Source organism: Micromonospora sp. NPDC051196, assembly GCF_040682415.1.
Classification (GTDB): domain Bacteria; phylum Actinomycetota; class Actinomycetes; order Mycobacteriales; family Micromonosporaceae; genus Micromonospora.
The window spans coordinates 1-22,325 of the sequence record NZ_JBFBAY010000025.1 but is presented as its reverse complement, the minus strand read 5'-3'; the positions used below and the strand labels follow the sequence as shown (position 1 = coordinate 22,325).

The window sequence follows — 22,325 nt, the reverse complement described above, 5'->3', positions numbered from 1 at the left end:
GGCACGGAGCTTCCACCTCCGGGGAGGGACGAGAGGGTGGCGGGCCGAGTACGGTTATCGATGATCGGTAGGTGCGGGTCGGCCGGGCGGGAACGGTGGCCCGGGGCGACGCATCGGGGGAGGGAGCGGGTGTGGCGCGGCGGAGAGCCCTTGTGGTCCGGGGTGGATGGGAAGGACACCGGCCGGTCGAGGCGACCGACTTGTTCATCCCGTTCCTCGAACGCAGCGGATACACGGTACGGGTGGAGGGGACGACGGAGATCTACGCCGACGCCGCCGCACTGGCCGACACCGACCTCATCGTGCAGTGCATGACGATGTCGCAGATCACCGGCGAGCAGGTGGCGGGGCTGGCTGCGGCGATCGCCGCCGGGACGGGTTTCACCGGCTGGCACGGCGGCATCGTCGACTCGTTCCGCGCATCCTCGGACTACCTGCACCTGGTGGGCGGCCAGTTCGCCACCCATCCGGGCGTCGAACCGTGCGAGCGTAGCGGCGGGGAGCAGGACAGCTTCCTGCCCCACACGATCACAATCACCGATCTCGGCCGGGAGCATCCGATCACCGCCGGGATCGAGGACTTCGACCTGGTCACCGAGCAGTACTGGGTGCTGCACGACGACCTGATCGAGGTACTGGCCACCACCACCCATCCGACACGGGCGTGGCACCCGTGGCACCGGCCGGTCACCTCGCCGGCGATCTGGACCCGCAACTGGGGCGCCGGGCGGATCGTCGTGACGACCCCGGGACACAGCCTCGACGTGCTGGAACACCCGAGCGTGCGTACCGTCATCGAGAGGGGGATGGTGTGGGCGACCCGCACGGCGTCGGCATCGTAGGTCTCGGGTTCATCTCCCGCGCGTACCTGAACACCCTCGCCGACCATCCCGCGGTGCGCGTCGTCGCGGTGGCCGACCTGGACGCCTCCCGGGCCGTCGCCGCCGCTGCCACGATTCCCGGCGCCGAGGCGATGAGTGTCGAGCGACTGCTCCACCACCCCGACGTGGCGACGGTGCTCAACCTGACGATCCCGGCGGCGCACGCCGAGATCTCGGGCGCGGCGATCGACGCCGGCCGCAACGTCTACGGCGAGAAACCGCTCACCGCTACATTCCCGGAAGGCCGAACGATCATCGACCGGGCGGCGTCGGCCGGCGTCCTCGTCGGTTGCGCGCCGGACACCGTCCTGGGCACCGGTACGCAGACCGCCCGAGCGGCAATCGACGGTGGACTGATCGGCCGCCCGCAGGCCGCGTCGGCCGTCATGATCACCCCCGGCCACGAGCGCTGGCACCCCAACCCCGACTTCTACTACGTCCCGGGCGGTGGCCCGTTGCTGGACATGGGGCCGTACTACATTTCGGCGCTGGTCCACCTGCTCGGGCCGGTCCGTGCGGTGATCGGGGCGGCCAGCCGACTGCGCGACAGCCGGATCATCGGCTCGGGCCCCCGTCTCGGGCAGCGGATACCGGTCGAGGTGTCGACCCACGTGACCGGTGTGCTGGAACATGCGGGCGGCGTCCTGACCACCCTCACGACCAGCTTCGACGGTGTCGCGACGACGGCCGCGCCGATCGAGGTGCACGGGGAGAACGGCACCCTCACCGTACCCGATCCGAACAACTTCGACGGCGAGGTCCGCCACCTCGCGCTCGGCGGCCCCGGGTGGCGCACCCTTGAACCGCAGGCCGGCTACGTCGGCGCCGCCCGGGGGGTCGGCCTGATCGACCTCGTCCGGGCCGGCGAGACGCGTCCGCCCCGGGCCAGCGGTGAGGTTGCGCTGCACGTACTCGACATCATGACCGCCCTGCTCCGTTCGGCAGCCGAGGGCCGACGGATCGAGCTGACGACGACCGTCGAACGCCCCGCACCCGTCCCGCTCACCCCGCCCGAGGACTGGCTGTCAGCCCCCGCGCCCGGGAGTTGAGGCGTGGTGCGCTGCGCGGTCACATGTCAGGGCTGACCAGTCCGGTCTGATAGGCGATGACCACCAGTTGGGCCCGGTCACGCGCACCCAGTTTTGCCATCGCGTGACTGACATGGGTACGCGCGGTGGCCGGGCTGAGGAACAGTTCGCCGCCGATCTCGTCGTTGTTCAGGCCCCGCCCCACCAGGGCGAGCACCTCCCGCTCGCGTTCGGTGAGCACCGCGAGTCGCTCCTGCGCTGCGGTGGCTGCCGTTCGCCGCGCCGTGAACTGGCTGATGAGGCGTCTGGTGATCCGCGGCGCGAGCAGGGCTTCCCCCGCGGCGACCACCCGGATGGCGTGCAGAAGTTCGGCCGGTCCGGCGTCCTTGAGCAGGAAGCCGCTGGCACCGGCCTGCAGAGCCTCGAAGACGTTGGCGTCGGTGTCGTAGGTGGTGAGAATGAGGATCCGCACCCGCTCCAGCCCGCGCATCCGGGTGATCTGGGCCGTGGCCTGGATTCCGTCCACCTTCGGCATGCGGATGTCCATGAGGACGACGTCGGGACGGGCGACGCGGGCACCCTCCACGGCTTCGGCGCCGTTCGTCGCTACACCGACGACCGTGATGTCGTCCTCGACGTCGAGCAGCAACTTGAACCCGGACCGCACCAGCCCTTCGTCGTCGGCGAGCAGCACCTTGATCGGCGGTGCCGCAGCTGCCGGGTTCACCGGCGTGACCCGTCCGGTGCGAGGGGCAGCCGGGCCCTGACCTCGAAACCTCCGCGCGGGGTCGGCTCGGCGTCGAGTTCTCCGCCGAGCAGCTGACAGCGCTCGCGCATGCCCACGATTCCGCAGCCGGGTCTGGTGCGGGTGTCCGTGGTGTCGCCGGTCGGTCGGTCCGCGCCGCTGTCACCGGACCGACTGCGCGGGCCCTCGTCGGCCACTCGGATCTCCAGGACGTCGATCCCCGGGTGCAGCGCGACCGTCACCCGGGTCGGGCCGACATGGCGGATCACATTGGTGATCGCCTCCTGGATGATGCGGTAGGCGGCACTGCCCACCGCGCTCGGCAGCGGCGAGGCGGGCGAGATCGCCTCAAGCGTGACGTCGAGTCCGGCGTCGCGTGCCTTGGCGGTGAGTTCGTCCAGCTGTTCCAGGCCTGCCTGCGGTACGCGGCCGTCGTTGTCATCCCGGAGTACGCCGAGAATCGTCCGCATCTCCCGCAGCGCCCGGGCACTGGTCAGCTCGATGGCCCGCAACGCTTCGCGCGCCTGCTCCGGTCTCTTGTCCAACACGTGCGCGGTCACTCCGGACTGGACGTTGATGATGGCGATGGCGTGCGCGACGGTGTCGTGGACCTCGCGCGCGATCCGGAGCCGTTCGGCGTCGACCCGCGCTCGCGCTGCTTCCTCACGGGTCCGTTCGGCCAGCTCCGCACGCTCCTGGGCATCGGCTGCGATGACGCGCCGGGACCGGACGGATTCGCCGAGGGCCGCGCTCATGACCGACGCACCGATGCGGAAGAACACCCAGCCGATGGCGGCTCGCGGCTCGATGTCGGCTGCTGCCACCAGCCACCCGGCGGCGAGCACCGTGGTACCGACACCAGCGATCATCAACGACCGGCGCCCGTCACCGTAGGCGGCGAGGGTGTACAGGGCGACGAACAGCCCGAGCCAGCCAGGCGCGTCCGGGAAGTCGAGACCGTAGTACACCAGGCTGGCGAGGGCTGTGGTGACAAACACCGGAACCGGCCACCGGCGGCGGACGGCCAGGACCAGGCCACTCACCACCAGCAGCGCGTATCCGAGGTTTCCGAAGTCGGTGAGCGGCCGGGGTGCACCCTCGATGGCGACCTTGGCGACCGTGCCCTGCACCTGCATCAGGGTGACGAAAAGCGCGAGCACCACGTCATGCGTCACCACCCGCAGGGGCTGCGACCCGGCTCGGTGTTCCATTCCGTGAACCTACCGCTCCGACGCATCGACATTGCTCCGTCCAGGCGCGCGACCGCCTACGACGACAGGCGTGGCGACACAGGTCCCGGCTACGCCCGATTGCGTAGCCGCTGCCGTCCGCCATCGGAGGCCACGACCGCCGCACCGACGCGACGATCTGAGCCATCGCCGATATGCAGAGGGGTGAAAGGACATGAGTTCATCAAGGACCCGAGGAGGGCTGGCCGTCACTGCTGCCGTCCTGACCGGAAGCATCGCACTTGTCGTACTGCTGGGAGGGGCCGGGCTCGGCGGGCCGGCAGCCGCAGACGGACCAGGGGCTGCGGTCGATGCGTACGGCCTGACCACCGGGCGACTCGTGGGCTTCGTGGGCGCACTGGCGGCGCTGGCCGGCGTGGTCGTCGGCGGGCTGGCCATGATCCGCCCCAGCAGTCCCATCGGTACCGGCACCGGGCGACTCGGGGCCACCATCGCCCTGGTGGCGGGGTTGATCGGCGTGGTCCTCGGCGGATACGTGGTGGCCGCCGCCAAGGGTGGGCCCGGCACCGGCTACGGAATAGTCGGAGGCGTCGTAGCCCTGACGGTGGGGCTGGCCAGCCTGGGACTCGGTGGGCTGGCCATGGCCCGCTCCCGGCACCCCCGCTGCGGATGATCCGAGGCGGGCCGAACCGACCGCCACGAAGAGCGACCGGCGATGTATACAGCCAACAAACGCTGGTGAGTCTCGTGCTCCGTCTCAAGCGGTCTCCCACCGCTGCGCAACCCGCCGTTTCGGCGATCCGACGCCGTCACGGTGAGCAGGATGGAACAGCAGTCCGATGCCGACGCCCGGCCGCTGGCACGGTCAGCTCACCATCGTGCTCGGCGGATTCCGGGCTGCCACCGTGACGGTGTCTGCGATGCGGGGCTCGACTACCCTCGCCGCGTGGACACTACGGAGATCGATGCACCGGTCGTCGGCGTCACCGTCTATCCGGACCGGGCCCGGGTCACCCGGCGCGGCGGTGTCCGGCTGGCCGCCGGCCGGCACCGGGTACGCGTCGCGCCGCTCCCGCTCGGCCTGCGGCGGGACTCGGTCCGCGTCGGCGGTCGGGGTCCGGCCGCCGTACTCGGTGTGGACGTGACCACCTGGCGGCAGGCCCGCAGTACCGACGCACAGGTGGTCGGCCTGGAGCAGCGTCGCCGGGAGTTGGCCGACGAGTTGGCCGAGGTGGACGACACGGACGGGATCGAGGAGCAGCGCGGGGAGTTCCTCACCCGACTGGCCGAGCGGGCCGGTGGCACGTACGCCCGGGCGTTGGCGGCCGGTGACGCGGCGCCGAGCGACGTGGCCACCTTCACCGACTCGGTGGCCGCGCAGCTCGCCGACTCGCGGACCCGGCGGCGCGGGCTGGCCCGGCGGCGTACCGAGCTGACGGAGGAGTTGGCCGCGATCGGGCGGGACCTCGACGCCGCACACGGCAAGCGGGAGCCGGATCGGCTGGCCGTCGAGGTGATCGTGACGGTGGAGGCCGACGACGCCGATGTCGAGCTGGAGTTGACCTATCTGGTGGACGGGGCCCGCTGGCAACCCTCCTACGACCTGCGGCTGGTTGACGACACGATGACCGTCACCTGGTTCGGAGCGGTCAGCCAGAACACCGGGGAGGACTGGCCGGAGTGCGAACTCCACCTTTCCACCGCTCGGCCGGCGGTGACGACCGGCGTACCCGAACTGTCGCCGTGGTATCTCGACCGGCTCCGGCCGGTGTCACCGCGCATGGCGGCGGACATGCCGCTCGGGATGCCGGTGCCGTCGGCGCCCGGTGCGGCGCCGGCCGGCGGCTCTCCGGTGCGTGCTGCGGCGGCTCGCCCGCTGCTGCGGGAGAGCGTCGCCGAGGTCGAGCAGGGGGTCAGCGCGGCCACCTACCGGCCCGCGCGGCCGGTGGCGGTGCCGGCCGATGGCAGCGCACACCGGGCCACCATCGCCGTGCTGGAACTACCGGCCCGGCTGGACCACGTCACCGCGCCGGTCCGGTCCGCCGAGGCGCACCTGCGGGCCACCGTACGCAACACGTCCGAGCACACGCTGCTGCCCGGCCCGGCGGCGGTGTTCCACGGCGCCGACTTCGTCGCGTCCACCAGGCTGCCGATGTGGGCGCCGGGGGAGGAGACCGAGTTGGCGCTCGGGGTGGACGACCGGCTGCGGGTGGAGCGGAAGCTGCATCGGCGTGCCGAAACCAAAGCCACCCTCGGGTCGACCCGGCGGCGGGAGGTGGAGTACCTGATCACCGTCGCCAACCACACGCCCCGCCCGGCGAGCGTCGAGGTGCGTGATCAGCTTCCGGTGTCGCGCGACGAGGCGGTCGTGGTGCGGGAGACGACCGTCGTGCCGCCGCCGGTCGAGCGTACGGAGCTGGGTGAGCTGACCTGGCGGCTGTCGCTCGCGCCGGGTGACAGCGGCGAGATCGCGCTGGGCTTCCGGGTGGAGCTGGCCAAAGGGGTCGAGCTGACCGGCTGGCGGGAGTAGGTCGAGTCGGCGTTCGAATCGCGGCTGGATTCGGTGACAGGCTGGATGGTCCGGGCGGGGCGGCGGATTCCTGGGAGGCGATCGTCTCGTGACGGTTGGTTCTACAACTGGACGATGTGGCCCACCCGCGGTGGCGTGCGACCTGCGAGGACGTCGAGCCAGGCGTGCCGTAGCGCCTCGGGACCGTTGCCGACCTGCACGTCGAGCCAGCCGCTGACCAATCGGGTGAACCGTTGCCAGGCTTCGGTGAACCGTTCGTCGAGGCCGTCGCGTCCCCAGTCCTGGCTGCGTTTGCGAATCTGCACCGGCGCGAAGAAGATCTCGTCGGCGGCGTCGGCGTTGGGTGTCTGCTGGGTGAGCCCGACGGCGATGTCCCGGACGAGTCGGTCGCCGAGGTGGTGGCGCAGGGCGTCGCGGGTCGCGGGTGCACCGGACAGGTCGAGGTAGAGGGTGGCGACGGCGTCGAGGGTGTCGATGTCGCCGTAGGTGAGGACTGTGTCGTAGCAGCCGAGGGAGCGGGTGAACGCGAGATTGCCGGGCGAGGTGAGCCCGATCAGGCGTGGACCGCGGCCGTGCAGTTCGAATGCGGCAGCGTACGCCGTCTTGCTCGATGCCGACGACAGCACCAGCGACTGTGCTGCGTAGTAGTCGTTGTCGACGACCTGGTCGGCGAGCATGAACGAGGTGAAGAACAACGGCCGGAACAGGATCAGCAGGTCCTCCTGCTCCGGCCGGTAGGCGGGGTCGCCGGTGGTCGACCGGTACGCGTTGTACGGCGAGGGCAACTCGGCTCGGTGCATGCTCGCGTCGCGGAATCCGGAGGCGTCCACCCGGTCCGGGCGTACCACCAGGTGGCCGGCGGGCGGGAGGTAGCCGTAGACCCGTTGGCCCGGCTCGACGCCGGCCACGGTGGAGGCGGTCACCTCGGCGTAGCCCCACAGCGGCGGGAGCCCCCACTGCCGAGCGAGCCCTCGGGGCTCGGGCGGGAAGAACTCCCAGTAGCGCATCGACTCACCGAGCACCGCATAGGTCACGTTGTTGGCGGTCAGACCGACGCGGTCCACGCGCAGCAGCGCCTCGCCGTCGGTGAGGGTGGGCAACGGGCCGTCGACGAGCGTGGTGCGGGCACGGTCGTCGCGGGCCACCGCGAATGTCCACGAGTCAGCCATGGTGTGACGCTAGGCAGCCGCGCGACCGGAGACAAGTGCACTGAGAGTGCAAAATCCCACTCGGCGGGGATCAGGGTCGGACAGGGCGAGGCGGCGCATCGCCTCAGCATCCGCGCTTACGGCCCGACCCGGCACCTCACATGAACTCGCGGTCGATGAGGCGCAGCAGATCGTCGGTACTGCCCGACGCGAGGACCTCGGTCACGTCGGAGGGGGTGCTCAGGGCGTTGAGCATCGTGCGCATGCGTGCCACCGCCCTTTCCACCGCGTCCTGCTCGGCCGAGGCGAGCCATTTCTCCACCCTGTCCAGGTCGGCGTGGAGTTCCGCCTCCATGCCGCCGTCCCCTGTGTCCGGTGCCAGCTCGTCGAGAAGGTGTCGGGTCAGGGCATGCGGCGTGGGATGGTCGAAGATCGTGGTGGCGGGCAGCCGGAGCCCGGTGGCGGTGTTGAGCCGGTTGCGCAGCTCGATCGCGGTGAGACTGTCCAGCCCTTGGTCGAGGAACCCCTGGTGCGCGCCGATGGTGCTCGGGTCGGGCTTGGCCAGGACGGTCGCGGTGTGGCTCTGGACAAGTTGGAGCACGTGCTGGTGCTGCTGCTCGGCGGTGAGCTGCGCGAGCTGGCCGCCGAGGTCCGTGGCGCCGACACCGGCCATCGGCCGGTGTCGGGTCGCCACGGGCCTGAGCTGCGCGAACAGCGGATGGTCGGGGAGTTGGGCGGTGTTCAGCGGCGCCGCGAGTTGCAGCGCGTGCGGCATGGCGTGGGTGTGGTCGAACAGGTGCAGCGCGTGGGCGGTCGTCATCGGGCTGATCGCGGTGCGGCCCATCCGCGACACGTCGGACATGGACAGGTGGGCGGTCATCGCGCTGGCCTGCGACCAGAGACCCCAGGCGATGCTGGTCGCCGGCCGGCGGCACGTGGCCAGGGCATCGAGGAAGGTGTTGGCGGCGGTGTAGTTGGCCTGTCCCGGGCTGCCGAGGAGACCGCCGGCGCTGGAGAACAACAGGTACGCGCCCAGCTCCAGATGGCGGGTGTAGTGGTGCAGGGTCACCGCGCCGCTGATCTTGGTGGTCAGTACCTCGGTCAGCTGCTGCTGCGTGAGCGTGGCGATCGTGGCGTCCCGCAGCGCGCCGGTGGAGTGCACGACCGCCGTAACCGGATGCGCGGCGGGGATGCCGTCGAGGGCGGCGATCAGCTGATCAGGATCGGTGGTATCGCATGCGGCGATGGTCACCTCGGCACCCAGCTCGGTGAGGCGTTCACGCAGCTCGGCCGCGCCTGGCGCGGCGTCGCCCTGCCGGGAGAGCAGCAGCAGCCGGCGACTGTGGCCCTGCTCGACCAGGCGGGCGGCGACCAGCGCCCCGATGGTGCCAGTGCCGCCGGTGATCACGGTGGTGCCGTCCGGGTCGACCGGCACCGGGATGCGGATGACGTTCTTGCCGGTGTGCTTGGCCTGGCTCATGTGCCGCAGGGCGTGGCGTAGGTCGGCGAGCTCCCAGCTGGTCACTGGCAGGGCGGTCAGGGCGCCGTCGGCGAACAGGTCGACGAGCCGGCCGAGCATCTCGCCGGTGCGCTGCGGGCCGGCTTCCTTGAGATCGAAGGCCCGGTACGTGATACCGGGATAGTCGGAGGCATCGCGGATGTCGGTCTTGCCCATCTCCAGATAGCGGCCGCCCGGCGTGAGCAGCGTGATGGACGCGTCCACCATGTCGCCGGCCAGGGAGCCGAGGACGACGTCCATGACGGGGAACGTCGCGGTGAAGTCGGTGCTGCGCGACGAGGCGATCCGCTCGGCCGGGATGCCCATCTCCCTGAGCACCGGCCACTTGGCGGGGCTTGCGGTCGCGTACACGGTCGCCCCGAGGTGGGTGGCGAGCTGGACGGCGGCCATCCCGACCCCGCCGGTCGCCGCGTGGATCAGCACCTTCTCGCCAGGTTGCAGGTCAGCCAGATCGCGCAGGGCGTAGTAGGCGGTCAGGAACACCGCGGGCACGGAAGCGGCCTGGGGGTACGTCCACCCGTCCGGGATGGCCGTGACCATCCGGGCGTCGGCGGTGGCGAGCGGGGCGAACGCACCGGGGAAGGTGCCCATCACCCGGTCGCCGACCTGCCGGTTGGTGACGCCGGGACCGACCTCGGTGATCACGCCGGCCCCTTCGGCGCCCATGCCGTCGGAGGTGTCGACCATGCCGAGGGCGGTGGCGACATCGTAGAAGTTCAGGCCCGCCGCTCGTACACCGATGCGGACCTCGCCGGGCCGCAGCGGCTGCGTCGCGGCCGGGATACGGTCGACGGAATCGATCGACCCGCCGCCGGTCGTGCCGACCCGCCAGCCGGTGCCGGCACCGAAGCCGCTGGTGCCGGCGATGCGGTCACCGGCCCGCGCTGCGCGGACCAGCCGCGGTGCAAGCAGGACGTCGCCGCGTACGGCGAGCTGCGGTTCGGTTCGTGACGCTGCGATCAGGCGGGACCAGTCCACCCCCGGCTCGTCGGTGGGATCGAGGTCGCAGAGCACGAACCGATCCGGTTCCTCGGCCTGGGCGGTGCGCAGCATGCCCCACACCACCGAGGCGCCGAGATCGTCGACACCGCTGGCGACGCCGACCGCGCCGCGGGTCACCAGGACCAGCCGGGACGACGTCAGCGCCGGACAGCCCAGCCACCGCTGCACCACGGCCAGCACCCCGCCTCCGACACCGCACGCGACGTCGGTAACCGTCCCCGCATCGGTGTCGAGGGCGGCGGCGCCGATGCCGGTGACCGGCAGCAGAACGTGCCCCGGCGCGGGCATCCCGCCGTCGACGGCCGCGATCAGGTCGTCCAGGCCCGGGTACGTGGGGGCGTCGGGCAGCCCCGGCAACCCGGCCGGCGCGAGCTGACCGACCACGGCCCAGTTCTGTGGGCTGCCGACCACGGTCTGCGGGTGGTCGGCGACCCGGATCCAGTCGAGGGTGAAAAGGCCGTCGTCGGCTGAGAACGCCGCGCCGGCCAGCGCCGTGGCGTCGACCCGCCGGGCATGCATTGCCTCGATCCGGGCGACCGGCTGCCCGGCGGCGTCGGCGAGCGCGATCTCGACTGCACCCACGCCGGGTCCAGGGCTCAGCCGCACCCGGATGCGGTCGGCACCGGAGGCGTACAGGGTGACTCCGGTCCAGGAGAACGGGAGCCAGACGCCGTCGGCGGGCAGGAATTCGCCGAACGGGATGGCGTGCGCGGCGGCGTCCAGGAGCGCGGGGTGCAGTCCGAAGCCGGCGGCGTCGGCCGGCAGGGCGACCTCCGCGTAGACGTCATCGCCCAGTCGCCACGCCTTCTGCAGCCCACGGAAGGACGGCCCGTAGTGGTACGTGCGCTCGGCGAGCTGGTCGTACAGCCCGTCGACGTCGATCGGCGTGGCACCGACCGGCGGCCACACCACCATGCCGGGCTCCGGGCTCGTGGCGTCCGGCTGCGTGCTGAGCGTCGCCTGGACGTGTCGGGTCCACACCGCCTGATCGCCGCGGCGGGCGTGGACGGCGACCCGTCGGTAGCCCGCATCGTCTGCGGCGTCGACCACGATCTGCACGTCGGTCGGCGTCACGGGGTCGAGCAGTAGTGGCCGCTCCACCACCAACTCCTTGACATGCGGCAGCCCGACCGCGTCGCCGGCCCGCACCAGCAGCTCGACGAACACCGCACCGGGCAGCAACGTGCTGTCACCGACCGTGTGCTCGCCCAGCCAGGGCTGCGACCGCGTGCAGAGCCGTCCGGACAGCACGTGGGTGCCGCGGTCCCCGGCCACTTCGACGACGCTGGTCAGCAACGGATGCGGGGCGTCCGCGGCCTCGGCGACATGCGTGCGGTCGAGCCAGAAACGCTGGCGGTGGAAGCGGTACGTCGGCAGCTCGACCGTGGCGTGATGGGGGTGCGGGTTGGCCGGGACGAGGCCGCTGGTCCACCCATGGGTCAGGTTCCGGTGCAGCGTCGTGGTGTTGTGGGTGTTGCGTCGCAGCGTGGTGTGCGTGACGATCGGCTGATCGTAGGCGTCGAGCGCCTGCGTGAGGGCGGGATGGGCGCTGATCTCGACGAATGTGTTGTGACCGGTGCCGAGCGCGGCGGTGACGGCCTGGTGGAAGGCGACGGGCTGGCGCAGGTTGTCGTACCAGTAGCGGCCGGTCATCTCGGTGGTGTCGATCCGGGCGCCGGTGAGCGTGGAGATCAGCGGAATCGTGGCCGACCGCGGTGTGACGTGGTCGAGGGCGTCGAGCAGGTGGTCGCGCAGGACGTCGATGTGCGGCGAGTGGCTGGCGTAGGTGACCGGGATCCGCCGGGCGTGGATGTTGTTGGCGGCGCAGTGCGCGAGGAGCGCCTCGGCCGCCGGTACGTCGCCGCTGACGATGGTGGTGCTCGGGCCGTTCACGGCGGCGATGTGCAGCCCCGGGTGCTCGGCGAGCAGCTTGGCGGCACGGTCTGGGGTGGTGGTCAGCGAGATCATGGCCCCGGGTTGCAGCTTGGTGAGAGCAGCGGCGCGGGTGACGACGAGGTGCACGGCGTCGTCCAGCGTGAGCGCCCCGGCGATGTGGGCGGCGGCGATCTCGCCCTGGGAGTGGCCAATGACGGCGTCGGGCTGGATGCCGGCGGCCTGCCAGGTGCGGGCCAGCGCCACCATGACGGTGAACATGACGGGCTGGATGACGTCGACGCGGCCGGTGTCGGGGGCGCCGGGGTCCTGGCGCAGGATGTCGACGACGCTCCAGCCGGTGCGCTGCTCGATCAGCGCCGAGGCCTCAGCGACCGTGGCGGCGAAGACCGGGCACGTGTCGAGCAGGTCGGCGGTCATGCCGTCCCACTGCCAGCCCTGGCCGGGGAATACGAAAGCGACCTTGGGCCGTGAGAGTGCCGTGCCGAGGGTGCTGTTGGCGTCGGCCTCGCCGGTGGCGATGAAGTGCTCCAGGCCGGCATGCAGCTCGTCCCGGGTGGCGGCGGTGATGGCCAGGCGGTGTCGTAACGCCGGACGGTCGAACAGGGCCTGGCCGATCGCGGCGGCATCCGGTCTGCGGTCGCTTTCGCTGAATGCGAGCAACTGGCCGGCCTGCGCGCGTAGCCCGGCGGTGGTGGCGCCGGACAGCCGCCAGGTGATGACCGGGGTGCTGGTCAGCAACGGGTCCTTCGCCGACCCGGGCGGGACCGGCGGGACGGCGGGGGCCTCCTCGATGATGACGTGGGCGTTGGTGCCGGAGACCCCGAAGGAGGAGATTCCGGCCCGGCGGACGTGGTCGGCGGACCTCTGCCACGGCTGGGGCTCGGTCAGCAGCGACACCGCACCGGCCGACCAGTCGATCATCGGCGAGGGCTGGTCGGCGTGCAGCGTCGGCGGCAGCGTTTCCGCCCGTGCGGCCAGCACCATCTTGATCAAGCTGCCGACACCGGCGGCGGCCTGGGTGTGCCCGAGGTTCGACTTGAGCGAGCCGAGGTGCAGGGGACGGTCGGCGGGGCGTTGACCGTACGTGGACAGCAACGCCTGGGCCTCGATCGGGTCACCGAGCTTGGTGCCCGTGCCGTGCGCCTCGACCACGTCGATGTCGGTGACCGTGAGACCGGCGTTGGCGAGCGCGGCCCGGATCACCCGCTGCTGCGACGGGCCGTTCGGCGCGGTCAGCCCGTTGCTGGCGCCGTCCTGATTGGTCGCCGTGCCGCGGATGACCGCCAGGATCGGATGCCCCGCCTGCTGCGCGTCGCTCAGCCGTGCCAAGGCGAGTACGCCGATGCCCTCGGCGGCGGCGAAACCGTCGGCGTCGGCGGAGAACGGCTTGCACCGCCCGTCGCGGGCGAGGCCACGCTGGCGGGAGAACTCGACGAACGCGGTCGGGCTGGCCAGTACGGTCACGCCGCCCGCCAGCGCGAGTGAACACTCACCCTGCCGCAGCGCCTGCACGGCGAGGTGCAGCGCGACCAGCGACGACGAGCACGCCGTGTCGACGGTGACCGCGGGACCCTCGAAGCCGAACGAGTACGCCACCCGTCCGGACAGCACGCTGGCCAGGTTGCCGGTCAGCGCGTAGCCCTCCACGTTCTCGGGCACCCGACTCAGATCCGGGACGTAGGCGGATGTGGATGCGCCGATGAAAACGCCGGTCCGTGAACCGCGCAGCCGCGCCGGCTCCATTCCCGTGCGCTCCAGCGCCTCGTAGGAGACCTCCAACAGCAATCGCTGCTGCGGATCCATCGCGAGCGCCTCGCGTGGCGAGATCCCGAAGAACTCCGCGTCGAACCCGGCGACATCGTCGAGGAACCCGCCCCGGTTCACGTACGAGTGGCCCACCGCTTCGGGATCCGGGTCGTACAGGTCCTCCGGCCACCCCCGGTCGGTCGGGAACTCCGAGGTCGCGTCCCGCCCGGCGGCGACCAGGTCCCACAGCTGTTCGGGGGTGGACACGCCGCCCGGATAGCGGCAGGCCATCGCCACGATCGCGATCGGCTCGCGCGCCGCGGCCAACAGCTCCCGGTTCTGCCGTTGCAGCCGCTCTGTCTCCTTCACCGACGCCCGCAGCGCCTCGACGATCTCTTGACCGGACGTCGTCATGGTCGGAACTCCGCTCTGTGCCGGACGTGCGACGGATCAGGGGGCGTTGCCGCGGGCCAGCCGGACCAGGTCCTCGACGGCCATTTCGTCGATGGCGTCCCAACCCTCGTCGGCTGCGGCCGACGGCTGTTCGGCGGGCGGTCGTGGCGTCAGCGCCTCGTATGTCTCGACCAGATGCCGTGCCAGGGCCAGTGGGTTCGGGTGGTCGAAGACGGCGGTCGCCGACACACGCAGCCCGGTCGAGGCGGTCAGCCGGTTCTTCAGCTCGATCGCGGTCACCGAATCGAAGCCGAGGTCACGGAAGGTCCGGTCGGGATCGGTCCGCTGACCGGAAGCGTGACCGAGCACCGTCGCGACGTCGACGGAGACGATCTCCAGCAGCGCCTCCTCGCGCTCCGCCCCGGACAGGGCGGCGATGTGCTCCAGGGGCTGCGCCGTCGGCCTGGCCTCGGCGACCGGGCCGATCGCGGGCAGCAGCCCGGCGACCAGGGGCTGCGGTCCGCCGCTGCGGGACATCTCAGCGAAGCGTTGCCAGTCCACGTTCGCCACGGCAAGGCTGATGTCGCCGTGGTCCAGCGCCTGGTGCAGCGCGGTGACCGCCAGGTGCGGGGTCATCAGGTCCATGCCGTCGCGGCTTAACCACCGCGCGAAACCCTCGTCGCCGGCCATCCCACCGCCGGACCAGGCGCCCCAGGCCACCGCCAGCGCGGGTAGCCCGGCGGCACGGCGCTGCGCGGCCACGGCTTCCAGGTACGCGTTGCCGGCGGCGTATCCGGCCTGGCCCACGTTCGGCAGCAGCGCCGACCAGGACGAGAACAGCACGAACGCGGTGAGATCATGGCCGCGGGTGAGCTCGTCGAGATTACGCACCGCCGTGGTCTTGGGCCGCAGCACCTCTTCCAGCCGGGCCGGTGTCAGGTCGCGGAGCGGGCGGTCACCGACCACCCCGGCCGTGTGCACCACAGCGCTGAGCGGATGCTCGGCGGGGACCGCGGCCAGCGCCCGGGCCAGGTCGACGCGGTCGGTCAGGTCGCAGGCGACGATGGTGACCTGCGCGCCGAGCTCGACCAACTCGGCGCGCAGCTCCGCGGCGCCGTCCGCCTCGGGGCCGCGGCGGCTGACCAGCAACAGGTGCGGGGCGCCGTTGTGCGCCAGCCAGCGGGCAACATGACCGCCGAGCGCGCCGGTGCCGCCGGTGACCAGGGTCGTACCCGTCGGCTGCCAGCGCTGCGCGGGCGGGGTCTCCGGCAGGGGTGCGCGTTCGAGGCGCCGCGCGTAGAGGCCGTCCGGGCGGATCGCGACCTGATCCTCCGGGCCGCCGTTGGTGAGCGCGGCACGCAGGCGTAACCGGGCATCATGATCCAGAGCCGGCGGTAGGTCGATCAGACCGGCCCTGCGGTCGGGGTTCTCCAGGCGGACCACCCGGTTCAGACCCCACAGCTGGGCCTGGCTCGGGTGGTCGGCCGCTGCACCGCTGGTCGCCGACCACACCTTGGCGTCGCTGTCGGCCTCGTCGAGGGCCTGGAACAGCCGCACGGTGCCGGCCAGCCCTGCGGACACGGCCGGATGACCGGGCAGCGGCGTCTCGTCCAGGGCGAGCAGCGACAGGATCGCTGAGTGCGCGGCGACAGCGTGCAGCCGGGCGCCCAGATCGTCCAGCGCCGGGTCGACGGTCAGCACGTCGGCGTCCAGCGCCTCGACGCTGCCGGTGACCAGCGGATGCGAGGCGAGGGCGGCGGGTGCCACGACGAGCCACGACCCCGGCTGCGCGGCCGGTGTGAGTTCCACCCGCTGCCAGACGGTCCGGTACCGCCACGACTCGGTCACCGCCTCCTCGCGCGTCTGCCGCCACCACGTCGACAACGTGGGCAGCAGTTCACCGAACATGGACAACTGGTCGTCACGTAGGTGGAGCGTGGCCGCGAGGCGCTCGATGTCGCCGCGTTCGATGCTCTGCCAGAAGCGCCGCTCGACCAGGCCGCCCTGCACCGTGGTCGAATCCGGTGCCGCAGCGGCAGGACGATCCGGCAACTGTGCCGGCATCACCGCGGGCAGCAATGTCGACCAGTCGACGGGCAGCCCGCCGGTCCATGCGTGGGCGGCGGCGACGTGCAGCCGGTTCGTCGTGTCGTCGTCGCGGCGCAGCGTGTCCAGCACGGTTGCCTCGGCGTCCGCGTCGGCCACGGTGTCGCTGATGCCGACGCCGAGCACGGGATGCGCGCTGCTCTCGACGAACGTGCGGAAGCCGTCGTCGAGCAGGGCCCGTACCGCCGTCTCGAAACGCACCGGCCGGCGCAGGTTGTCGTACCAGTATTCGGTGGTCATCCGTAGCGGGTCGACCACTGTGCCGGTCACCGTCGAGTAGAGCGGCACGCGGCCGGGCCGGGGCGTGATCGTGCCGAACTTGTCGAGTAGGTGCTCGCGGATCGTCTCGATCTGCGGCCCGTGCGACGCGTAGTCCACCGGGATTCGTCGCACGCGGAGGCCGTCGGCGGTGCAGGCGGTGATGAACGCCTCCGCGGCCTCGGGAGTTCCACTCAGCACCGTGCTGCTAGGACCGTTGTACGCGGCGATGGAAAGGCCGCTGGAGATCAACCCTCGTACCACCTCGGGACTGGCCGCCACCGAGATCATCGCACCCTGGCCAGCCAGCCTGGTCAGCGCCGCCGCGCGGGTCACGACCACCCGGACCGCGTCGGGCAGGTCGAGGATGCCGGCGACGTGCGCCGCGGCAATCTCGCCCTGGCTGTGCCCGACGACGGCCTCCGGCTGCACGCCGATCGACTGCCACCAGCGGGCCAACGCGACCATCACGGTGAACATGACCGGCTGCACGACGTCGACACGGTCCATCGACGGCGCACCGGGAACGCGGCGCAGCACGTCGAGCACCGACCATCCGGTGAGTTCGTGCACTAGCGCCGAGCATTCCTCGACGGTCGCCGCAAACACCGGGGAGACGTCGAGCAGGCGTACGCCCATGCCGGCCCACTGCCAGCCCTGGCCCGGAAAAACGAACGCCGTGCGGGTCGACGCCACGGCTGCGCGCTGAACGAGGTTGCCTGGGCGCTCGCCGAGACAGTGCTGGTCGAGGGCGGCGAGCAGTTGCGCCCGGTCCCCGCCCGTGACGACCAGACGGTGCGCGGCAGCCGGCTCGGCGGCCAACGCGGTGGCCACGGCGGCGGCGTTCACCTCGCCCTCGCGGACGAAGGCGGCCAGCCGGGACCCGCGCCCGCGCAGTTCGTCGGCGTCGGTGGCGCTCAACACCCAGGACAGGGTCGGACGGGGGGAGAGGTCGCGATACCAGTACGGCCGGTGCTCCCACGGATAGGCCGGAAGACTGACGACCCGGCCGGTCACGTTGCCGGTCATCGCTTCGGACGGCTCCGCGTCGTCGGTGCTGCTGGTGTGCGCACCGGCCGGTAGCCCGCCCGCGGCGAAGTCGACCAGTGTCTCGATCAGCTCCTCGCGGTCCGCGCCCGTCACGGTCAGGCGGTGCTGGAGCGTCGCGCGCCGGTGGGTGGCGGTGAACACGATGTCGTCCAGCGGATCCGATGCCGACCGCAGGTGGTCGGCCATCCGGGCGGCGGCGGCCCGCAGTGCTTCCGGGGTGGCGGCGCTGATCGGCAGCACGTACGGCGGTCCGACGGGTGTGTGTTCGCGGGCCGGAATCGCGGGCGCCTGCTCGACCAGGACGTGCGCGTTGCTGCCGCTGAAGCCGAACGCGCTCACCCCGGCGCGGGCCGTTCCGGCCGGCCAGTCCTGCGCCTCGGTGACCAGCGTGACCGGCAAATTGTGCCAGTCGATCCGACTGGTCGGCTCGTCGACCACGTGCGGTGGAAGTTGCCCGTGCGTCATCGCCAGTACGACCTTGAGCAGGCCGACCACGCCGGCGGCGGCGCCCAGGTGGCCCACGTTGGCCTTGACCGAGCCGATCAGCAGCGGGCGGTCCGCGGCTCGGCCGGTGCCCAGGGACTCGGCCAGGGCGCGGGCCTCGATGGGGTCCCCGAGCGGCGTACCCGTGCCGTGGGTCTCCACATAGTCCACATCGGTCGGCGACCACCCGGCGCGGCGGAGCGCCTGCCGGACCACCGACACCTGAGCCGACGCGTTGGGCACGGTCAGGCCGCCGCTCGCGCCGTCCTGGTTGACCGCGGAAGCGGCCAGCACCGCGTAGACCCGGTCGCCGTCGCGCTGCGCGGCCGTCAGCGGTTTGAGCACCAGCACCGCGGAACCCTCACCGCACCCGAAGCCGTCCGCGTCCTCGTCGAAGGCCTTGCACCTCCCGTCCAGCGACAGCGCGCCGCTCGCACCCATCGACGCCATCAGCGGACTGGGCGCGACGATCGCGCTGGCGCCGCCGACGACGGCCACCTCGCAGTCGCCGGAGCGCAGGGCCTGGCAGGCCAGGTGTACCGCGGTGAGCGAGGCGGAGCAGGCGGTGTCGACGGCGAGGCTGGGGCCGCTGAGGCCCAGCACATACGAGAGCCGACCGGCCAACGCCGCGAACGACGTCCCGGTGCCGTGGTGCAGACTCAACCCGCGGGCGTCGCGGGTCATCTCCCGCGCGACCAGATGCTGGTAGTCGGCCATCGCCAGCCCGGCGTAGACACCGACCGGCCGCCCGGCGAGCGCGTCGGCCGGACAGCCCGCGTCTTCGAGGGCCTCCCAGGCGACCTCGAGGAACAGCCGCTGTTGCGGGTCGAGCAGCCGCGCCTCACGCGGCGAGACCCGGAAGAACGGCGCGTCGAACCCGGCGACATCGTCCAGGTACGAGCCCCGGCTTGGAATCTGCGACCCCAACTCGGCCCACATCGGGTCATCTCGCCGCCCCGGCGGCGCATCGCGGACCGTCTCGCCGCCGGCCAACAGCAGATCCCAGAACTCGCCGGGCGACGACGCCCCGGGCAGCCGACAGGCCACACCGATGACCGCGATGGGCTCGGCCGCACCGACCGGCGTATCGGCGCCCGCGACCCGGCCAGCCGGCGCCTGAGCCGTGCCGACGGCTGTGTCGGGTTCCCCAGCCGCACCCGTAGGCGTCTCGGGTGCTGAAGTCGGGCCAACTGGAGAGGCGGGTGAGGTCGACTCCGAAGCGTCCGCGCCGATCTCGGTCAGATACTCCGCGAGCGCTACGATCGTCGGCCGCTCGAAGACGATCGGCACCGGCAGCGCGACCCCGAACGCCTGTTCCAGCCGCTGTCGCAGCGCCACTGCGGTGAGCGAATCGAGGCCCTGCTCGAACAGTCCCCGGCGGCGCGCCACCGGCTGACTGTCGGGAAGCCCGAGAACCTGCCGCACCGCCGCGGTCACCTGGCCGATCAGCGCTGCGCCCGGCTTCTTCGCCGGAGGCGGCGACGCAGGGGTTTCGCGGTCCGGAAGCGAGGGCGCGGGGCTTGCACCAGCCGGCAGTGCCGGCTCGGGTGTTTCGCCTGCCAGAGACGGCTGCGCGAGAGCGTCGGCGGTCGCGGAGGCGGCTCGATCGGACTGCTGTCCGCCGCGCGGTACCCCCGGAAGCCAGTAGCGGCCGTCCCGCCAGGACGGCGTCGGCAGCGCGCGGTAGCGGCGAGGGCGCCCGGTGACCCGGTCCCAGTCGACCGGGGTCCCGGCGACGTGCAGTCGCGCCAGTGCGCGATGCGCGGTGATGACGGCGGGTTCGCCCGGGTGCAGCATGGCCAGGATCGGCGGTTGGCGGCCGTGCCGCCGGGCCGCCTCGATGAGCGTGGCTTCCACGGTCGCGGCGCCGATCTCGACCAGCGGATGATCGTCCTCGGCCAGCAGCGCGTCCAGGGCCTGCTGGAAGTTGGAGGTGCCGTCGGTGCCCGGGGCGAGCGTGCCGGTGGCGTCCACCGATGACAGGCTTCGGTTGACGAGGGCCGCGGCGACGTCACCGGCGCCGAGGCCGAGCACCGCGCCCGGTCGGACTCCACGGTCGGCGAGCCACCGGGTCAGCGCGACCTGGACGGCGAACGTCGCCGACCGGCCGATCGCGACGTCGTCGAGCCGGGTCGCTCGGCGCAGCTCCTCGATTAGTGACGTCCCGGCGGCACATTCGTCGAGCGCGTCCCGGAAGACCGGATCCGCGTCGTACAGATCCATCGCTGCACCAAGCGACGGCCCATCCTGCTCGGAATAGATGAAAACCGGTGCCGGCGCGCTGTCCGGATCCTCGACCATCCCGACGTAAGCGCCGGCCGGGTCATCCAGCCCGGCCAGCAACCCCTCGCGATCGACGGCTACCACCGCGTACCTGTGTGTCTCGTGCGTGCGCCGGGTGGCCGCCGAGGCCAGCAGATCGGCCAGCCCGCTCTCGTCCGCGGCGACCCGGTCGCGCAGCCCGGCCACCTGCTCGGCCAGCGCCGCCTCAGTGAGCGCCGACGCGACCAACACGTGCGGCGGCTCGGCCGGCGGTGTGGCCGGCGACGTCGCGGGGGCGAACGCCTCGACGATCACATGTACGTTCGTGCCGCTGAGCCCGAACGCACTCACCCCGACGCGGGCCGGCCGGTCCAGCCCGTCGAGACGAACTTCTGCCAAGGGCACGCTGAGCGCCCCGTCGCGCCAGTTGACGTTGGTGTTGAGCTGCTCGACATGCGGCTGCCGGGGAACGACGCCGCAACGCGCGATCCACACGCTCTTGAGCAGCCCACCGATGCCGGCCGCCGCGTCCATGTGACCCAGCACCGCCTTGTGCGAACCGACCAGGACCGGCCGACTGGCGGTGTGGCCGGCGCCGTACACCTCGCCCAGCGCGTCCAGTTCCATCAGGTCACCGATCGCAGTGCCGGTGCCGTGCGCCTCGACGTAGTCCACCTCGCCCGGCGCCAACCCGGCACGGGACAGCGCCGTACGCAGCAGATCGACCTGCGCCACCGAGTTCGGCACCGTGAGGCCCATGCTGCGGCCGTCGTTGTTGGCCGCCGAACCCCGGATCACCGCGTACACCCGGTCGCCGTCGGCCACCGCGTCACGCAGCCGTTTGAGGACGACGACGCCGCAACCCTCGCCGCGGACGATGCCGTCGGCCGCCGCGTCGAAGGGGCGGCACCGGCCGGTCTTCGAGATGGCACCGACCCGGCTCAGGAAGACGCTGATGTCCGGCGTCACCAGCAGGCTCACCCCGCCGGCCACGGCCGTGTCGGCGTCGCCGGCGCGCAGGCTCTGGCACGCCTGATGGACCGCCAGCAGCGACGATGAGCAGGCCGAGTTGATCGTGGATACCGGTCCGTGCAGGTCGAACGCGTACGCGAGACGGCCGGCCGCGAAGCTGAACTCGAGCCCGCTGACGTGGTGCTCGCCGATCCGGTCGACGCCCAGCGTGCGCGCGTGCAGCAGGCCGTAGTCGTTGGCCAGCAAGCCGAAAGTCACCGCAGTGCGACTCCCGGCCCACTCGTGCCGTGGCCGCCCGGAGTCGCTCATCGCCTCCCAGGCCACCTCGAGGATCAGCCGGTGCTGCGGATCGAGCACATTGGCCTCGCGCGGCGACACACCGAAGTAGCCTGCGTCGAACCGGTCGATGTCGTCGAGAAACGCGCCACGGTGGTTGCTGATCGTGCCCGGACCGCCGGCCGGATCGAAGCGGTCACGGCTCCAGCGGTCGACCGGCACGTCGCGCAGCACGTCGTCGCCCGAGGTGAGCAGCCGGCCGAACGCGTCGAGGCTCCGAACTCCGCCCGGGAAGCGGCATCCCACTCCGACGATCGCGATCTCGGCATCGGCGGAACGCCTGCCGTCCAGCCGATTACGGTCACCGGAACCGGATCTCATCTGGTCCTCTCCGATCTTTGCGCAGCGCAATTCCGCAGCGGACGGCGGGCGCGGTGCCGAGGCTACTGTCGGGCGAATTCGACGTCATCCCCTGTCGTACCCCTATAACCTCAGCTGGCCTGATCACCGCCCCGCTAGGGGTACGACAGGGGTTGCCGTGCCTCGTTCCTGTCCAGAGGATGACGTCGACGCCGGTGGGTCTTCCGTATACGCGCACGCGAATTCACAAGGCTGCCACCGTCGCGGATTCCACTGATCGGAAGGCTGATTTCTGATGGCGGACGAGCAGAAGGTCGTCGACTATTTGCGGCGGGTCACGGCGGATCTGCACCAGACCCGGCAGCGCCTTTCCGACATCGAGGCCGCGGCGCGTGAGCCGATTGCGATTGTGGGTATGGCGTGTCGGTATCCGGGTGGTGTGTCGAGTCCTGAGCAGTTGTGGGATTTGGTGGTGTCGGG

General features: G+C 71.7%; 10 protein-coding genes. 5 read left to right on the top strand and 5 right to left on the bottom strand.

Annotated elements, in window-relative coordinates; all coding sequences use genetic code 11:
- The first annotated feature begins 131 nt into the window (after positions 1–131).
- Together AB0M35_RS27440 and AB0M35_RS27435 are read left to right on the top strand one after the other, a co-directional pair.
- Entirely contained in the window at positions 132–842 is a 711-nt protein-coding gene (locus AB0M35_RS27440; protein WP_363748910.1) for a ThuA domain-containing protein, read from the top strand.
- Entirely contained in the window at positions 812–1,930 is a 1,119-nt protein-coding gene (locus AB0M35_RS27435) for a Gfo/Idh/MocA family oxidoreductase (RefSeq protein ID WP_363748908.1), read from the top strand. Before AB0M35_RS27440 ends, AB0M35_RS27435 begins: the two co-directional genes overlap by 31 nt.
- A 19-nt stretch (positions 1,931–1,949) precedes the next feature.
- Here AB0M35_RS27435 and AB0M35_RS27430 read toward each other — a convergent pair whose 3' ends face one another.
- Positions 1,950–2,636: a response regulator transcription factor gene (locus tag AB0M35_RS27430; protein WP_363748906.1), complete on the bottom strand. Its 687-nt coding sequence runs from the start codon at positions 2,634–2,636 to the stop codon at positions 1,950–1,952.
- Positions 2,633–3,865: a sensor histidine kinase gene (locus AB0M35_RS27425; protein ID WP_363748905.1), complete on the bottom strand. Its 1,233-nt coding sequence runs from the start codon at positions 3,863–3,865 to the stop codon at positions 2,633–2,635. The genes AB0M35_RS27430 and AB0M35_RS27425 overlap by 4 nt, the downstream gene beginning before the upstream one ends.
- Before the next feature lie 193 nt (positions 3,866–4,058).
- On the opposite strand from AB0M35_RS27425, the gene AB0M35_RS27420 reads away from it, so the two are divergent.
- Together AB0M35_RS27420 and AB0M35_RS27415 are read left to right on the top strand one after the other, a co-directional pair.
- Entirely contained in the window at positions 4,059–4,517 is a 459-nt protein-coding gene (locus AB0M35_RS27420; RefSeq protein WP_363748903.1) for a DUF6223 family protein, read from the top strand.
- Between the two features lie 273 nt (positions 4,518–4,790).
- Positions 4,791–6,374, top strand: coding sequence for a DUF4139 domain-containing protein (locus AB0M35_RS27415; RefSeq protein WP_363748902.1), 1,584 nt, complete (start codon positions 4,791–4,793; stop codon positions 6,372–6,374).
- A 101-nt stretch (positions 6,375–6,475) separates the two neighbouring features.
- Here AB0M35_RS27415 and AB0M35_RS27410 read toward each other — a convergent pair whose 3' ends face one another.
- The 3 genes from AB0M35_RS27410 to AB0M35_RS27400 form a co-directional block, all read right to left on the bottom strand.
- A complete protein-coding gene (locus AB0M35_RS27410) occupies positions 6,476–7,543 on the bottom strand; it encodes a DUF2855 family protein (protein ID WP_363748900.1) in 1,068 nt (355 codons plus the stop codon).
- Between the two features lie 136 nt (positions 7,544–7,679).
- On the bottom strand, positions 7,680–14,099 hold the full coding sequence (locus AB0M35_RS27405) for a type I polyketide synthase (RefSeq protein WP_363748899.1): 6,420 nt from the start codon (positions 14,097–14,099) through the stop codon (positions 7,680–7,682).
- 36 nt (positions 14,100–14,135) lie between these two features.
- A complete protein-coding gene (locus tag AB0M35_RS27400; RefSeq protein ID WP_363748898.1) occupies positions 14,136–21,866 on the bottom strand; it encodes an SDR family NAD(P)-dependent oxidoreductase in 7,731 nt (2,576 codons plus the stop codon).
- Between the two features lie 274 nt (positions 21,867–22,140).
- Between AB0M35_RS27400 and AB0M35_RS27395 the strand changes: the two genes are divergently transcribed.
- The coding region (locus AB0M35_RS27395; protein ID WP_363748897.1) for a polyketide synthase docking domain-containing protein at positions 22,141–22,325 on the top strand (185 nt) is incomplete at its 3' end.